Annotated in this window: 10 protein-coding genes; 9 read left to right on the top strand and 1 reads right to left on the bottom strand. The window is 62.7% G+C overall.

The window, feature by feature from the left end; translation table 11 throughout:
• Window position 1 precedes the first annotated feature (1 nt).
• From BTIS_RS03585 to ppgK, 8 genes are all read left to right on the top strand, one after another.
• Window positions 2-1,222: a pyridoxal phosphate-dependent aminotransferase gene (locus tag BTIS_RS03585; protein WP_094662730.1), complete on the top strand. Its 1,221-nt coding sequence runs from the start codon at window positions 2-4 to the stop codon at window positions 1,220-1,222.
• A 283-nt stretch (window positions 1,223-1,505) separates the two neighbouring features.
• Window positions 1,506-1,952, top strand: a complete 447-nt coding sequence (locus tag BTIS_RS03580; RefSeq protein ID WP_158216825.1) for a MarR family winged helix-turn-helix transcriptional regulator — start codon at window positions 1,506-1,508, stop codon at window positions 1,950-1,952.
• Between the two features lie 101 nt (window positions 1,953-2,053).
• Window positions 2,054-3,559 (top strand): MDR family MFS transporter, encoded by a 1,506-nt coding sequence (locus BTIS_RS03575; RefSeq protein ID WP_094662726.1) that lies wholly within the window; start codon window positions 2,054-2,056, stop codon window positions 3,557-3,559.
• Between the two features lie 461 nt (window positions 3,560-4,020).
• Entirely contained in the window at window positions 4,021-5,061 is a 1,041-nt protein-coding gene (locus BTIS_RS03570) for a class II fructose-bisphosphate aldolase (protein WP_158216824.1), read from the top strand.
• 173 nt (window positions 5,062-5,234) lie between these two features.
• Complete coding sequence (locus BTIS_RS03565; protein WP_308810402.1) at window positions 5,235-5,891, top strand: histidine phosphatase family protein; 657 nt, start codon at window positions 5,235-5,237, stop codon at window positions 5,889-5,891.
• A 6-nt stretch (window positions 5,892-5,897) separates the two neighbouring features.
• Entirely contained in the window at window positions 5,898-7,352 is a 1,455-nt protein-coding gene (tpiA, locus tag BTIS_RS03560; RefSeq protein ID WP_094662720.1) for a triose-phosphate isomerase, read from the top strand.
• A 187-nt stretch (window positions 7,353-7,539) separates the two neighbouring features.
• On the top strand, window positions 7,540-8,742 hold the full coding sequence (locus BTIS_RS03555) for an MFS transporter (RefSeq protein WP_094662718.1): 1,203 nt from the start codon (window positions 7,540-7,542) through the stop codon (window positions 8,740-8,742).
• A gap of 101 nt (window positions 8,743-8,843) precedes the next feature.
• Window positions 8,844-9,602 (top strand): polyphosphate--glucose phosphotransferase, encoded by a 759-nt coding sequence (gene ppgK / locus BTIS_RS03550; RefSeq protein ID WP_094662716.1) that lies wholly within the window; start codon window positions 8,844-8,846, stop codon window positions 9,600-9,602.
• Window positions 9,603-9,925: 323 nt separating this feature from the next.
• Here the strand turns inward: ppgK and BTIS_RS03545 are convergent, their stop codons facing one another.
• Complete coding sequence (locus tag BTIS_RS03545) at window positions 9,926-12,196, bottom strand: hypothetical protein (RefSeq protein WP_158216823.1); 2,271 nt, start codon at window positions 12,194-12,196, stop codon at window positions 9,926-9,928.
• A 230-nt stretch (window positions 12,197-12,426) separates the two neighbouring features.
• On the opposite strand from BTIS_RS03545, the gene BTIS_RS03540 reads away from it, so the two are divergent.
• Window positions 12,427-15,927: a tetratricopeptide repeat protein gene (locus tag BTIS_RS03540; RefSeq protein ID WP_094662712.1), complete on the top strand. Its 3,501-nt coding sequence runs from the start codon at window positions 12,427-12,429 to the stop codon at window positions 15,925-15,927.
• Window positions 15,928-16,011 lie beyond the last annotated feature (84 nt).

Raw genomic sequence — 16,011 nt, 5'->3', positions numbered from 1 at the left:
CATGCGCTTCTCCCATCGCGTCGACACGTCATCCCCCAACGCCATCAGCCTGGCCGAACAGCAGGCCCGGCGCGACGGCGTGACCCTGACCAAGCTCAATGATTCCAATCCCACCCGTCACGGGCTGGCGCCGGCGGGCGTGCCCGGCGTGTACGAGGCGAACCCGCGCGGTCAGTCCGAGGCACGACGGGCGCTCGCCGACTTCCTGTCGGCCGGCGGCGCGGACGGCGATGGTGTCGGTGATGCTGACGGTATGCGGAATGACCGCCCGGCCGACCCGGATCGGCTGTATCTGCTGAGCTCCACGTCCGAGGCGTATTCGTGGCTGATGAAGCTGCTGTGCGACCCCGGCGACGCGGTGCTCACTCCCAAGCCTGGGTATCCGCTGATCGAGTCGATCGCCCGGTTGGAGAACGTCGATGCCGTGGAATATTCGCAGGTCTACGACGGGTCGTGGATGATCGACATCGCCGAGATCGAGGAGCTGCTGGACGCATCCGCGACGGATGATGAGGCTCCGGACATTCGCGCACTGGTGCTGATCAATCCGAACAATCCCACCGGATCCTATGTGAAGCCGGAGGAGCGTCGTCGGTTGGTGGAGTTGTGTGCGCGTCACGACGTGGCGATCATCGCCGATGAGGTGTTCTATGATTACGCGCTTGAACCCTTCGATGGCAACGCGCGGCTGGCGGGGGAGCGTGGCGTGCTCACCTTTGCGCTCGACGGATTCTCGAAGATGCTGGCCGCGCCGCACGCCAAGGTCGGCTGGATCCAGGTGTCCGGCCCCGACGATGATGTGGCCGAGGCCATGGCGAGGCTTGATGTGATCGCCGACGATTTCCTTCCGATGAGCGATATCATCGCCGACCGGATCCCTGATCTGCTCAAGGACGCGGTCGCGCAGACGAGTCGTGTGCGGGAGCGGACCCGTGCGAATCTGGCCACGTTGCATGCACTGCTCGACGGGGACGAGTTAGGCGTGGTCAATGTGCTCCGAGCGGAGGGCGGCTGGAACGTGCTGGTGCGGTTCCCCTCGTCCATTGACGAAAGCGAACTGGTGTTGTTGCTGATTCACGGACATCACGCCACCGCGCAGCCGGGATTCTTCTTCGACATGACGGCCAACGGATATCTGGCGGTGTCGCTGCTGCCCGAGCCGGACGTGTTCGAGGCCGGTGTGCGCGCCATTCTCGCCACGGTCCGCGAGGCATTGGCGTAGGTTCTTCGCCATACCGCTCGCCATACCGCGCGATGTCGGGCTTCCGGATGCGGCACGACGTGGTCGTCGGTATCGCACTGTCGGTATCGCATCCGGGGTCGTTGGGGCTGAACCATATTCGGCACACCAAATCCATGTTCAGCAATCGGCGTGTCGCATGGTCCATCGCCGTCGTAAACTATCTATCGGAGATAGTTATCTCATATAAATAAAAATCGATCGTGAAGCCATCCGGTCACCAGTGCCGTACATGTTCTGTGGGTATCGGGATATGGTGGATGTCATGGATATCAACCTGCTTGACAGGATTCTGCACGCCATGGATACCGCGGCGTCGACCCGTAATCTGGTGCCCGAACTGCCGAAGGGCGTACGTCCGATACACGTTCGCGTATTGGACGCGCTGACCCGCACATGTGACGATACCGGGTGCTCCCGCGTGTCCGATATCGGCGATGCGCTCGGCATGCGCATGCCCAACGTCACCCGCGCGATCCGCGAGATGACCGATATGGGTGTGCTGAGGAAGACGGCCAGTCCCGTCGACGGTCGCGTGGTGCTGATTCGCGCCACGCCGCTCGGCGAGGACTACATCGACCGGTACATCGTCGGTGTCCGTCAGCGCATTGAACGGGAACTGGCGGACACGGTGAACATGGACGATATCGAATCCATGATCTCCACGATCGATGCGATAGCCGCCGCGGTCTCCAGGGCCTGCGGCAAATAGCGTCCGAAATCCATTGACGATCACATCTCGCCTGCGCATCATGCCGGCGTGCTCCGTCATGCTCGGACGCGGATGTTGACAATGTGGAGGATGAGACGAGCATGGCCGAAACACGGCAGAACTCGGAAATGATGAAGGCGCGTGTGGATGTGAAGCACCCCACGCTGGTGATGCTGGGATTGTACCTGGGCGCGTTCCTGGGCATGTTGAGCGAAACGTCGATGAACATCGCGCTACCCAGTCTGATGACGACGTTCGGCGTCCCCGCCGGCACCGCCCAGTGGCTGGTGGTCGGTTACTTGCTGGTGATCGGCGTGGTGCTGCCGTTTGTGGGATTGCTGCTGAAGTGGTTCCGTGCCAAAAGCCTGCTGATCGTGGCGCTGGGCGCATTCCTGATCGGTTCGCTGATCTCGGGTTTCGCGCCAGTGTTCCCCGTGTTGCTTGCCGGACGTATGATTCAGGGCGTCTCCACCGGTCTGGTGCTGCCGATGATGTTCTCCGTGCTGCTGGAAGTGTTCCCCAAGAACAGGATCGGTGCCGCGATGGGCACCACCACGCTGATCATCATGTTCGCGCCTGCCATCGGCCCCACCCTGTCCGGATTCTTCATCGGTGCGCTCAGCTGGCGCTGGATCTTCTACTTCTTCGCGCTGGTGGCGGCGGTTGCGCTGGTGTGCGCCATCGTGTTCATGGTCAATCCGTACACGCTCACCCGTCCGTGCATCGACGTGTTCAGCTGCCTGACCTCGGTGATCGGATTCGGTGGTCTGGTGCTGGGTGTGAGCCTGATCAGTGAATTCGGCATGTCGGCCGCGGTCGTGACGATCCTCGTGGTCGGCGTGATCGCCGTGGCGCTCTACAGCCGTCGGCAGCTGCGTATGGATGTTCCCGTCATCGACCTGCGTGCGTTCGCCATCCCGCAGTTCACCACCGGCGCGGTTGTGGTGATGATGAACTTCGGCATCACCTTGTGCGCCATGTACCTCATGCCGCAGGAGATCCAGAACGGCATGGGCGTGCCTGCGGCCATGGCGGGACTCGTGATGCTGCCCGGCGGTGTGATCAACGCTGTGGTGTCACTGCTCTCCGGTCGTCTGTTCGACGCGATCGGCCCGAAGATTCTGGTGCGGAGTGGTCTGGCGATCTCCATCGTCGGCTTGGCGCTGCTCATGGCGGCCGGCACGACCAGTTCGGTGGCGTATATCATCGCCGCCCATGTGGTGCTGATGATCGGCGTGCCGCTGACCATGAGCCCGGCCCAGTCCACGGCATTGGCCGCCCTGCCGCCGCAGCTCGCCACCGATGGCAGCACCATCATCAATACGTTGCAGCAGGTGTGGGGAGCCATCGCCACGGCCGTGGCCACCTTGCTGCTTGGCATGGGGGAGTCCCGTGCGCTCGCCGCCGGAGCCGACTCCGCCCATGCGTTCGTCACCGGTTCCCGTTTCGGATTCGTCTTCGCCGCGGTGCTCGCATGCATCGGCCTGATCGCATCCCTGCGCATCAGGTCGCTCAGCGCCATGACCCGTGCCGAAAACGTTCCCGACGTGGAGGTCCGGGATCTTGAGGTGAAGCCTGCCAAGGTCCGTCGCTCGGCCAAGGCGTGAGCGCGTATCGAATCAAGATTCGCCGACGGTCGTGTTCGTTCGCGGAGACTGGTCTTCGTCTCCGCGAACGGATGCGACCGTCGTGGTTGTATTGCGAGGTATTGTGCAGGGCGTCCGGTCTTGAAAACGAAGTCGTGGACAGGGCCGGACGCAAGAAATGTTTGTTTTTAATGTGCGGTTTTTCTTCAGGAAACACAGAAACGCACATGGGATTCCGTTCGTGTTCGCGTGTCGTTCGATTCTGTGCGAATTTATGTGTGTTTGCTTCGTTCAAATCGACCGTCATGAACGTATTTGTGAGCTCTTGAGTGCTGATTATGTGAGCTTTGGGCGTTGTCGTCGATTGCATGCGAATGAGCTTGCAAACCAAGACCAGAAAGTGGGACCATGGGTCATGGCGGGGGCGCATGGGAATCCCCCGTATGAATGCATTTCCCACATGGTTCCAAAAGGGGACGGATATGAGCGAAACGACCGGAAACACGTTTACGATGACGGCCACCGAGGTCAAGCATCTGCTTGATGAGGCGCACAACGGGGGATATGCCTATCCTGCCATCAACATCAGCAACCTCGATACCGCCATCGCGGCGATGGAAGGACTGGAGCAGGCGCACAGCGCGGGATTCGTGCAGGTGAGCATCGGCGGCGCCAAGCAGGCCAGCCCCAAGGGCGATCCGGTCGAGGGGTCGATCATCATCGGTCGCATGATGCGCGATCTGCGCAAGAGCCACCACGTGCCGATCATCCTGCACACCGACCACTGCCACGCCGACTACGTGGACACCTGGCTCAAGCCGCTGCTCGTGGAGCTCAAGAAGCTCAAGGACGCCGGTGAGGAGAAGATCTTCGACTCGTTCATGTTCGACGGATCCCATGACGAGATTCACGACAACGCAGCCACCATCAAGGAGCTGCTGCCGATGGTCCAGGCCGTCGACGGCGTACTCGAGGTCGAGGCCGGCGGCAAGTGGGGCGGCATGGAGGACGGCGTCGCCGATCAGGCCGTCTACTCCACTCCCGAAGACGTGGCCGTGATCCAGAAGGTCTTCACCGACGCCGGACTCGACGAGGACGACTACCTGCTGGCCGTCGCCTTCGGCAACGCGCACGGCACCGCCGTCATCCCGCACCTCAAGCCCGAGCTGCTCTCCGAAATCGCCGAAAAGACCGGCGTGCGCAACATGTACGTGTTCCATGGCGGCTCCGGATCGTCCGAGGAGGATGTGCGTGCGGCGGTCAAGGACGGCGTGGTCAAGATGAACGTCGACACCGACACCCAGTACGAGTTCACCAACGGCATCGACGCGTTCCTCGTCGCCGCCGACGGCAAGCAGCGCTCGCACCGCGAAGGCAAGAAGTTCTTCGATCCGCGCAAGTGGAACGCCGCAGGCCGCAAGGCCATGACCGCCAAGGTCGCGCAGGTCGCACAGCTGCTCGGCAGCGCCGGCCACGCCACCGAGGTGACCTACAAGTCAGTGCTCGACCCGGTCGTGGCCTGACATCCAACGGAGGAAACGCGGGCGAACGCCCGCACCCCGACACATCATGCGCCGAGGGCAACGACGTCCGTCGGCGCACGCCCCCAAGGGGATACGGCCATCGTGCGATGGCCGCACCACATACGTACACGGCAGTACACCAAACACCAACTCAACACAGGAAAGCAAACATCATGAAGCCAGGAAAAGCGTATCTTCTTCGTCATGGACAGACCTACTGGGCCGTCTCCGGGCAGCACACCGGCCGCACCGACGTGCCGCTGACCGAAATCGGACGCCAGCAGGCCGTCGAAGCCGGAGAACGAGTGCGCGCCGCCCATCCGCAGCCATTCGCCGCCATCTACTGCTCGCCGCTCAAGCGCGCCAGCGAAACCGCGAGTCTCGCCGGATTCGACGCCGAATACCGTGACGAACTCATGGAATGGGACTATGGCCGTGCCGAAGGTCGCACCCGCGGACAGATCGGCGAAGCGCTCGGTCGTGCCTGGAACCTCTGGTTTGACGGACCGCAGTCCGTGCCGGAGTCGCTGGGGGAGGAACGCGTCGAGACCCTTCCCGACGGCGAACAGGTGGCCGTGCATCTGACCGAAGGCGAAACGATCGACGAGGCGTTCGCCCGCGCAAAGAAGATCGCCGACGAAGCCAAGGCCATCACCGACGAAGGCAAGGACGTGCTACTGGTGGCCCACTCCCACATCCTGCGACTCGTGACCATGGCATGGGTGGATCTGCCCGCCGCGGAAGGTCGCAAATTCGAACTCGGCACGGCGCGCTACGTCGTCCTCGGCGACCACAAGGGACAGGCCGTCATCGAAAACTGGGGTGCATAGGAGATCATGAAGTACAACGACAGCGTGCTGCGCACGCCGATGGTCATCGGCAACTGGAAAATGAACCTTGACCACCGTCAAGCCGGCCAATGGCTGCTGGAATACTCCGGGTCCGGACAGAACTGGGCCCGGCGGATGGAGGAGACCGGCACCGTCGTCAACCGGGTGGAAACCGGCGTACTGCCATCCTTCACCAGCCTGCTGGCCATTCACGATATGGCGCGCAAAACCGACCTGAACGGCGAACTGTTCTTCGGCGCCCAGAACGTAAGTGAACTCGACGCCGGCGCCTACACCGGCGACATCAGCGCCCAGATGCTCGCCGCGCTCGACTGCCGATACGTGCTCCTCGGCCATTCTGAACAACGCCGCTACCACCCCGAGGACGACGAGAAGATCGACCGCAAGATGCGCGTGGTGCTCGACAGCGGCATGACGCCCATCGTCTGCATCGGCGAAACCAAACTCGGCCGCGACGACGGCATCGGCATCGACTACGCGCTCAACCAGCTCGTATCCGCCGTGCGACTCCTCTCCCCGGAGGACATGAGCAAGGTGATCGTGGCATACGAGCCCGTATGGAGCATCGGCACCGGCACCCCGCCGGACCCCACCGTGATCGAATCGGCGCTCGCCGACATCCGCGACTTCATCAACGCCACATTCGGCGCCGACGTGGCGGCCAAGGTGCGCATCCTGTACGGCGGATCCATCAAGCCGGATAACGCGGCGTCGATCATCCGCCGATACGGCATCGACGGATTCCTCGTGGGCGGAGCCAGCCTCGACCCCACCAAGTTCGCCAAGATCTGCCATCGCGTAGCCGAGTCGAGCGTGGTGCGACTGCGCCGCACCGCCCACACGATCTACCGTCCCGGCAAGCGTACCGTGGAGGAGTTCACCGACTCCACGCTGCAGGAGCCGTATCAGATCGTGGCGTCCAAGGTGGCGCAGAACCATCCCGACACCATGGCATGGCGTGCATCCCTGGCCCTGGCCGCCTATCGTACCGTGGGATTCCAGTGGCTCGAGGAGCAGGCGGCGGCCGAACTCGAGGATGCCGCCGACGCATCGGGCACCACATACCTCGGATTCGAGGCCGACGTGCTGCGCGACATGATCTGGTCGAACCGACTGCGCATCATCGAATCGATGATGAAGCTGATCGACGAGCGTCGTATCCGTGGCGTTTTTTCGATCCGCCAGTGGCTTATCGAATGCGACGACTCGCTCGATCCCGACCGGCGTCATGAACTGCTCGCCGAGGAGTTCGCGAACGTGGCATGCATGCGTGCCTACGGCGAGATCGGCCATGGCGTGGACTTCGAAGGATTCCGCAGACCGTTCGTGGCGGGATACCTGCTCAGTGATGTGGACACCCAGAACCGCATGTGGCGTATGCGCGGCATCGACCGCAAACTGCATCGTCCCTGGAAGAGCGGCCGACTGGGACTGCAATAGCGGTGGCCACGTCGTTGACGTCGATCGGCTGACAACGTCAACGAAAATTACCTTCCGTTTGGTAGGTTTTACGGCGTGTCTCGCGCATGGAACGTTCTAACCTAGGGCATGTACGTTTGTACATGCCCTAGGTGCGTTTCACCCATCAATGACGACGGCATGTACCGATCCCAACAAGGAGAGACCCATGGGCAACCTGCTGCTCGCCGTAATCTACGTCGCGTTCATCAGCCTCGGCCTACCCGACGCCATCCTCGGCTCCGCATGGCCGGTCATGTACCCGCAATTCGACGTCCCCGTCTCATACGCCGGCATGATCTCCATGATCATCAGCGCCGGAACCATCGTCTCCGCACTCATGAGCGACCGGCTCACCCTCAAACTCGGTGCCGGCAAAGTCACCGCCATCAGCGTCGCCATGACCGCGCTCGCGCTCGCCGGATTCTCCTTCGCGCCCGCCTTCTGGGTCATCTGCCTCTGGGCCATCCCCTACGGCCTCGGTGCCGGAGCCGTCGACGCCGCCCTCAACAACTACGTGGCGCTCCACTACACCAGCCGCCACATGAGCTGGCTGCACTGCATGTGGGGCATCGGCGCATCCGCCGGCCCCTACATCATGAACTACGCACTCACCGGCGGCCACACCTGGAACTCCGGATACCGCTGGGTATCCATCCTCCAAGTCGTGCTCACCGCACTGATTCTCATCAGCCTGCCCCTCTGGAAAACCCGCAGCGACAACACCGCGGATCCCAGTGCCGACCAGGCCGACACAGCCAACGACACCACACCCCACAAGGCACTCAGTCCCCTCGACGTACTCGCCATCCCCGGTGCCAAATCCATCCTCGTCATGTTCTTCTGCTACTGTGCCGTCGAAACCACCGCCGGACTCTGGGCCTCCAGCTACATGGTGCTCGGCCGCGGCATCGACGCCGAACAGGCCGCCGCCTGGGCCAGCCTCTTCTACATGGGCATCACCGCCGGCCGCGCCCTCAGCGGATTCCTCACCATGCGCTTCCCCGACCACGTCATGATCCGCATCGGCCAGGTTCTCGTCGGCTGCGGCGTCATCCTCATGGCCATCCCCGCCGGCAACACCATCATCCCCCTCATCGGACTCATCACCATCGGCCTCGGCTGCGCACCCATCTACCCCTGCGTCATCCACTCCACCCCCGCCTACTTCGGCGCCGACAAATCCCAAGCCGTCATCGGCGTCCAAATGGCCTGCGCCTACGTCGGCAGCCTCGCCGCGCCACCGTTCTTCGGCCTCATCGCCAACCACATCACCATCGGTCTCTACCCCTACTACCTCGGCGTCATCCTCCTCCTCATGATCCTCATGCACGAGAACCTACGCCGTACCTTCTCCCACAACCACGCATAAAACCGATCGACACGGCCCGCAACCGCCCCCGCCGGTGGTACATTCGTTCATACAGGTTCGCAATGCGGGCCAACCGATCAATCTCGTTGAGGAGAAGACACATGATTGAAACCGCACAGGCATTCGGCATCGACATCGGCGGATCCGGCATCAAAGGCGCTCCCGTAGACCTTGGCGAAGGCAAATTCGCCTGCGAGCGCCTCCGCATCCCCACCCCCGAAGAATCCACCCCCATCGCCGTCGCCGGCATCGTCAAGCAGATCCTCGACCACTACGAAGTCGAAGACGGCACTCCCATCGGCATCGCCTTCCCCGCCCCCGTCAAGCCCGGCCGTCCCCTTGACTTCATGGCCAACCTCGACCAGTCCTGGGTCGGCGTCGACATCAACGAACTCATGTGCGAACAAACCGGCCGCACCGTCCACGTCGTCAACGACGCCGACGCCGCCGGCCTCGCTGAAGCCCAATACGGCGCCGCCAAAGACGTCAAGGGCCTCGTCATCGCCACCACCCTCGGCACTGGCATCGGCACCGCCCTCATCATGAACGGCGTCCTCGTCCCCAACACCGAACTCGGCCACCTCCTCCTCGACGACAAAGGCGACTCCGAAAAATACGCCGCCGACTCCGTCCGCAGCGCCAAGGAACTCACCTGGAAGAAATGGGGCAAGCGCCTCACCAAGTACTATCACCTTCTCGAACACTACTTCAGCCCCGACATCTTCGTCGTCGGCGGCGGCGTCAGCAAAAAGAGCGACAAGTTCTTCCCCTACATCGACATCAAAACCCCCATCGTCCCCGCCCAGCTCCTCAACGACGCGGGCATTGTAGGGGCGGCCTATTACGCCTCCACCTTCTAGGGCAAAAATCCACACCACGGAGTGTCATCTGCGTTACGGAAGACTCGACGTACCTTCGTACGCCTTCGTCTTCCGTGCCTTGATGACACACGCGTGGTGTGGATTTTTCACTATGGGACCAAGTCATCGGCACCGCAGAGCATTTGGCGTACCTTCGTACGCCTTGTCTGCTACATCCCAATTCCTCGTTCTCGTTCAAATCGGAGACGGAACGAGCTGAGATATCGCCGTCACGCGTGTGTCCTCAAGGCGCGGCACGCGAAGGCGTACGAAGGTACGTTGAGCGCGCCGCAACGCCGAGGACACTCCGTGACGGCGATATCTCACCAGACGAACCAGGATTGGACGGTGTAAAACACGTTAGGATTCGACGTGATCATCGGGCTGGCACGGCCGGTCATGAACGAACTGACCACCGTCATGAACAACGTCCACAACACCAGTGTGATCACACTCGCCCGAACCAGACGGGCGGTACGAATGATGCCGGGGGAGGCGAGCATCAGCTTCGTCTTCACCCATTCCATCATGATCGGGATCATCAGGATGCCCGGCAATGTGATCAGCCATGAGAAATCACAGACATAACGCCAGTCCAGACCGCCCTTGTAGCTGACGAACAACAACTCGAACACGCCAAGCGCCAGCGACATGCACGCCAGTCCCCACGCGCGATGCCGGCGCAGCGTGTGACGCATGGCAGGCATCAGGAACACCAGCAGACATACCGGAATCATCCAGAACAGGCCGCCGATGATCCGCTCATGATACTGCCATGGATGCACCGGCGTATACGGCACGGTCAACCACGGGAACGACCCCGTCATACGCGGCGGCTGGATCAGATAGTACTGCAGCATCTGCGGCAGTACGACCAACGGTTCGCGATATCGGGTCAGATCCACCACCGTGAACTGGTAGTCGTTGCCGAAATCCAGCAACGACCCGAACCGCCACAGGTTATACCAGAGCAGGTCGGCGAACACCACGAACGCGGGCAGCGCCGCAGCAAGATCATTGCGCCACGAGGCGAACACCCGCGGAGGAATCCGATGACCGCGAGTCTGCTCCTTCCACACGCCCATGCGCCAGCGTCTCGGCAACAGCATGCCGATCGGACGCAATATCAGACCGGAGCGGATCTCATCGGCGAAGATCGGCAGGAAGAACAACGCGCAGAAAATGAACGTCATACGGCAGCCCAACGTCAACGCCATGCACAGGGAACCCGCGGCGATCCGCCATCGTGACAATCGATACCCATCGGATTCGTCGCCCCTGCGCGCGCCAAGCCAGAACCATAGGCCCATCATGGTGAACATGAGTGCGGACGCGGTGGGAATCTCATAGAACGACGGGCGCATCCACAGCACCCAGGCGTTCGATCCGCACATGAACGTGATCATCGCCAGTATCGTGGACCCCACGCTCACCGAAGGGAAGAATCGTGTGAACAGACGGACGACGAGCAGCAGCCCGAACACCAGAAAACCGATCAGGAACATGATCGTGGCCACCGACGCCGGCAGCCACGCCCCGCCCTCGATCCACAACGACGTGATCGCCTGGAACGGCACAAACAGCAGCAACGCCGGAACCACACCAAAATATGTGTACCAGTGGCCGTTGAAATACACGTGATCCCAGTACACTTCATTCGTGCCAGTGGCGAGCAGCCGCTCATGGAACGCCACATCATACGGGTTCTCCGCGGTGAGCAGCTCCTTCGGCACGGGAAGATCCAGCCATGGACGGCCGTGGAGCAATGCGTCGCCAAGCCGGGCGTACTGGTCCATGTCATACGTGTAGGCGAACGGTCGATGGAACACCTGCGCACCCTGCTGGGTGCCGGCCCATATCGTGAATCCGAACGAGATCAGGAACGGCACCGTCGCCAGCGCGAGCGCCGCCCGCTGCCGGCGATCCGTAGTATCCAAAGGCATGGCATACAGTCGGGAACGCGGTCGTAGCGCGATCAGTATCGCCGCCGTCGCCGCCATGACCAGCACACGTACCGGACTGATCCGGAATGACGGATGCACATTCACCATGACCCGGCCGAACGGGAACTGCGTGTTCTGTGCTTCCTGAACCCACAGACGCAGACGGGTGACGTTGCCGTCATACGACCGGTTACGGATCACATGCGTGGCCGCGACGCCATGGCTGACGTCGATCACCTTGCCGGTATGCCACGCGGCGTCATCCGCCGCGTCAAGACGTATCCGTAGATTCCACGCGAACGAATAGCCGGCACCATGCAGGTCGGCTTTTTTCGGCGAGCCCCCACCGAAGTCATACCGTACATACCGCACCTGCTCATTCGCGACGGGCGCGTCGATATAGGCCTGTGTCGGATCGATGACGCGCAGTACGCCATCACCGCCTTGAACCAGCCCCGAGCCAAGTTCAACATGCGCAGCGTTCATGGACGTGGGCGAAGGGGCTCCCAGCGACGTCCAGAACGGCAGATTGCCCAGCGTGATCTCGATGATGATAATGATCGCCGCGGCCAGCAAACCGGTGCGATGACGGGTCAGGTGACGCATGATGCTGGTATGCGCCCTGACGGGGGAGTTGGTACGGCAAGTCACACAGCCATTGTAGGAGGGTATGCGACTGGGCGGGCGGTGGCAGACCGTCCTGCAGGCTGGGACGAACCGACTTGTGCAGTGTTCTCTACTGGCATGAAACACGGGCTATGTCGTCAAGGATTGTGACAATGAACGGTATGTCTACTTCATCCTCCAACCGGCGTAATCATGGTCGCAAACGTTTTCGATATGGACGGCTTCTGCACCAGGCCTTGGGGGAGTTGGAAACCATGGCGTCGCGGTTCGTGTCTGGCGGCAATGGCGCCAACGGGGGCGCGGATCCGTTCGAACCCAGTGCCGACACCAATATCAATCCGAACCATCCGAACAGCGCCCCGGGTGTGGGTCCCATGCATGGCGTCGACGGCGGTGTACTCCGTGAACTCGCCTCGCACGCCCGCCGGATCGGCCCTCTGGTCAACCGACGACTGCTGACCGAACTGCCGGGTCTGCCCGACGGGCTTTCCGTGGGATGGGCGCAGTTCCCGCAATCGCACGGTCGCGGATTCTCGCTGGCCGTATTCACGGACCGCAATCATTGCACGCCGATCGCGTTCGTGGACAATAAGGGGCGCGTCTTCGCCGGGCCGGACATCAACCCGGACACGCAGCGCGACGAGCCCGTGTTCCTCTTCGCCAAGGAAAACGAGATCCACGTGACGGAAAGCCGGCTCGAGGGAACCGACCGTACTTGCGTCACCATCGGCAACGACACGATGACCGTGCTGCAGGGCGGCATCGTCGGTCGTGGCGACGACGGCGAGATGATGTGGCTGGCCTCGTGGCTCAAATCCGACAACCGCTACACGCTCGAACAATTGCGCGCCGACCTTCCCGCGGAATTGCGCGCCGACCTCGAATACCGTGACGCCATGGCCATCGCGTTCTTCGCCGTCTACTTCCTTCCGCGCGTCAACGGGTTCATGATCGGATTCGGCTCAGGCAACATCTTCCGTCGACTCCGGCGCGAAGCCCCCATCGGCGCGATCCGACGCAGCGTCAAGGACACGCTGCAGGCACGGGCCCATGGCATGCGCGTCTCCGGACTCGAGGACCTCTTCGCCGACCTGATGAACGAGGCCGGCGCACTCGACCAGATCGAAGGACTGGAGGCCGTGCACGGCGCCGAGCCGCTGCGCCTGTACACGTCACCCTATTCGGGAGGCTACTTCTTCGGCTGGGACTCCGGACTCGAATTCCCCGCGGCCCTCGCCTCGCTACGCATCGAAGGCAACCTCAACCGGTTCGCCGCCGTCAGCATGTGGCTGGAACGCAATGCCCGACTCGGCGCCTACCCCACCGAAGACACCGTCACCCGCGCCCAGGCGTCACAGCTCGACTGGGCGCTACTGACCAATCCCGCCATCACCGCATTGGACATCGAAGATGCGCCCGGCGAGCAGTTCGATCCCATCCACGACGATGGCACCGCGGCGCTTGCCGCCATGGTGGAGGCCGCGCGCGAGGCCGCCGTGGACACCGCCAACGAATCGCCTGATCCCGTGGCCGCCACCGGCACAAGCGGCACAAGCGGAACGGCCGTTCGCGCCAGTGGCGTCCAGAACGTGCACGATGCCAACGGATCGGAATGGGTGTACCGTCAGACGTTCTCCTCACTGGTGCGACGACTCCGCCTGCCCTACCGTTTCGATGTGGAATTCCGCGCCAGCCTTCAGGACGGCAACATGGCCATCGGCTTCACCACCGCGGGAACGTCGATGATGCCCACCACCCGATACGACGAACGTACACGCGGCTGGGTTGATCTGAGCCAGTCCGACAGGGCCGCCCTATCCACCGACTACAACCTGCGTGTCGGCCTCATGCTCGCGGCGCTCGCCTTCGGCGCGGATGATCACGTGGAACGCGTGTCGCTGCATGTGGATTCCATCGGTCTGGAGGAGGCCGTCGCCGAACAGAACTCGGCGATCTCCTCGCTGATGAGCGAGGCCCTGCACATGTTCGAAGACATGCGGTCCGGCAACACGATCGGCAACGCCACCAAGGCCGACCCCAAGGATGGCGACGTCCACGGCAGCGCCGCACGACAGCTGACGGCGCCCGAGGCCGAGGTGCCCACCACGACGGGCGATGACCACCAGTCCGCAGGAACGGATGACGAATCAACGGAAACGGAATCCGACCGTCCAGCCGTCGGCGAACCAGACGGGGACGAGTCCGTGGACAGGGCGTTCGAGGACCTCATGAAAGGCGTGGACATCGACGCCGTCGCCTTCTCCATGCCGCAGGACGAGATCGGCAATGTCAACGGCGGTGACGGCGATACCGCGTCGGAGGACGACATCGATCTGTCCGGCAACCCGTTCAACGAGGGTCCGATCGACGGGCAGGACACCAGACTGTCCGACGACGACATCGACTCCGACGACCCGATCGCCGCCCTGCGCAAGAACCCCACCGTGCGCAACCTCGTCACCGTCACCTTCACCCGCGAGCGCTTCCTCACCATGATCGAGGAGGAGGGCCTCGCCCGGCCACAGCACCTGTATCGTGCCTTCAACGCCACCATGGACGTGGACGGTGACGCCGGGCTCAGGCCCATCGACGCGGAATTCGATCTGCGTGACGTCATGTATTCGCCCACCGGCGCGCAGGAGGCGCCCGAACTCAGCGAGCAGCGGTTCCCCGAACCGGTGGCCAAGGTGCTTGGAGCGCAGGATACGCTCGAACTGTCCATCCAGCGCGTGGACGTGTTGCAGCGTGCGATCAACCACTTCCACCGTCTGGTGCTCGACGACTCGCTCTCCTCCGTGGAGCGTGCGCGGCAGGCCATGGATGTCATCCGTCGCATCGGTGACCCCGAACTCAACGAGGTGGCCGGCGATGTGACCAGCGCGATCATCGACGGACGGGACACTCCCGAACCGGACTTCGGGCTCGCCGACCAGCTTGACGCCGAACGGGTCAAGGCCCGAGACCTGCTGTTCGGCGGCGAGACGCAGAAGGCCGTCGAGGTCGCCGAAGCCGCCGTGGACAGGCTCGATAACCTGTTCGCGGCCGCCGGCGGAGTGCCCCGCTATTTCAACTCGTACGCCGAACGCGTGGTATACAACCGGCTGTTCGCCACGCCCGACGAGAAGACCGTACTGATTCCGGACAACCTGTTCTACGCGCATATGGAACTCGCTGACGTACTGTCGCAGATCTCCGGTCCGGACAGGGCACTGCCGCACCTCAATGCCATGGTCGCCTATGCCCCCGCCTACCCGCTGTCCCACTTGCGGCTCGCCATCCAGCTGGCCAACACGCAGGACTGGGATTCCGCCCGCGCCGCCTGCCTGAACGCGTTGCGCGTGGCCCTCGACCGCGACGACGCCGCATTCGCTTACTACCGTCTGGCCTACGCCGAGTGGATGCGTGACGATTTCGACATCGCCGCGGCCGCCTACCTGATGAGCGATCACATCGCATCCGGCACCATGGGGTCCATCGAATCCGAGCTCAACGAGCTGTTCGCCCGGGCGCGTTCGCAGTGCATTCCGGTGCCGCATACCGTGGATGAGGCCAAGGCCGTGCTGCGTGAGCATGAGATGCCGGTATGGCCGGAGAACGAAGTGGCGTCGATCGTACGTGATGCGGCCCGTGTGAGTGTGGACAACGCGCTGTTCGTGCCGGCGCGCACGCTGTCGATGGCTGCGGCGCGTATGACCGATGACAATGACGGCATGAACGCCATCCAGATCCAGTTCCTGCGGTCGTTGGGCGCGTGACGGCGTCGTAACGACGTGTACGGTGTTGGTTGCGGCCGGCGGGGATGCGATCCCGCCGACCGCAACCGGCTGAGGGGAGCTATC

It is taken from the genome of Bifidobacterium tissieri (assembly GCF_002259645.1).
In the GTDB taxonomy this organism is placed as follows: domain Bacteria; phylum Actinomycetota; class Actinomycetes; order Actinomycetales; family Bifidobacteriaceae; genus Galliscardovia; species Galliscardovia tissieri.
This window is presented reverse-complemented; position numbering and strand designations above follow the sequence as displayed.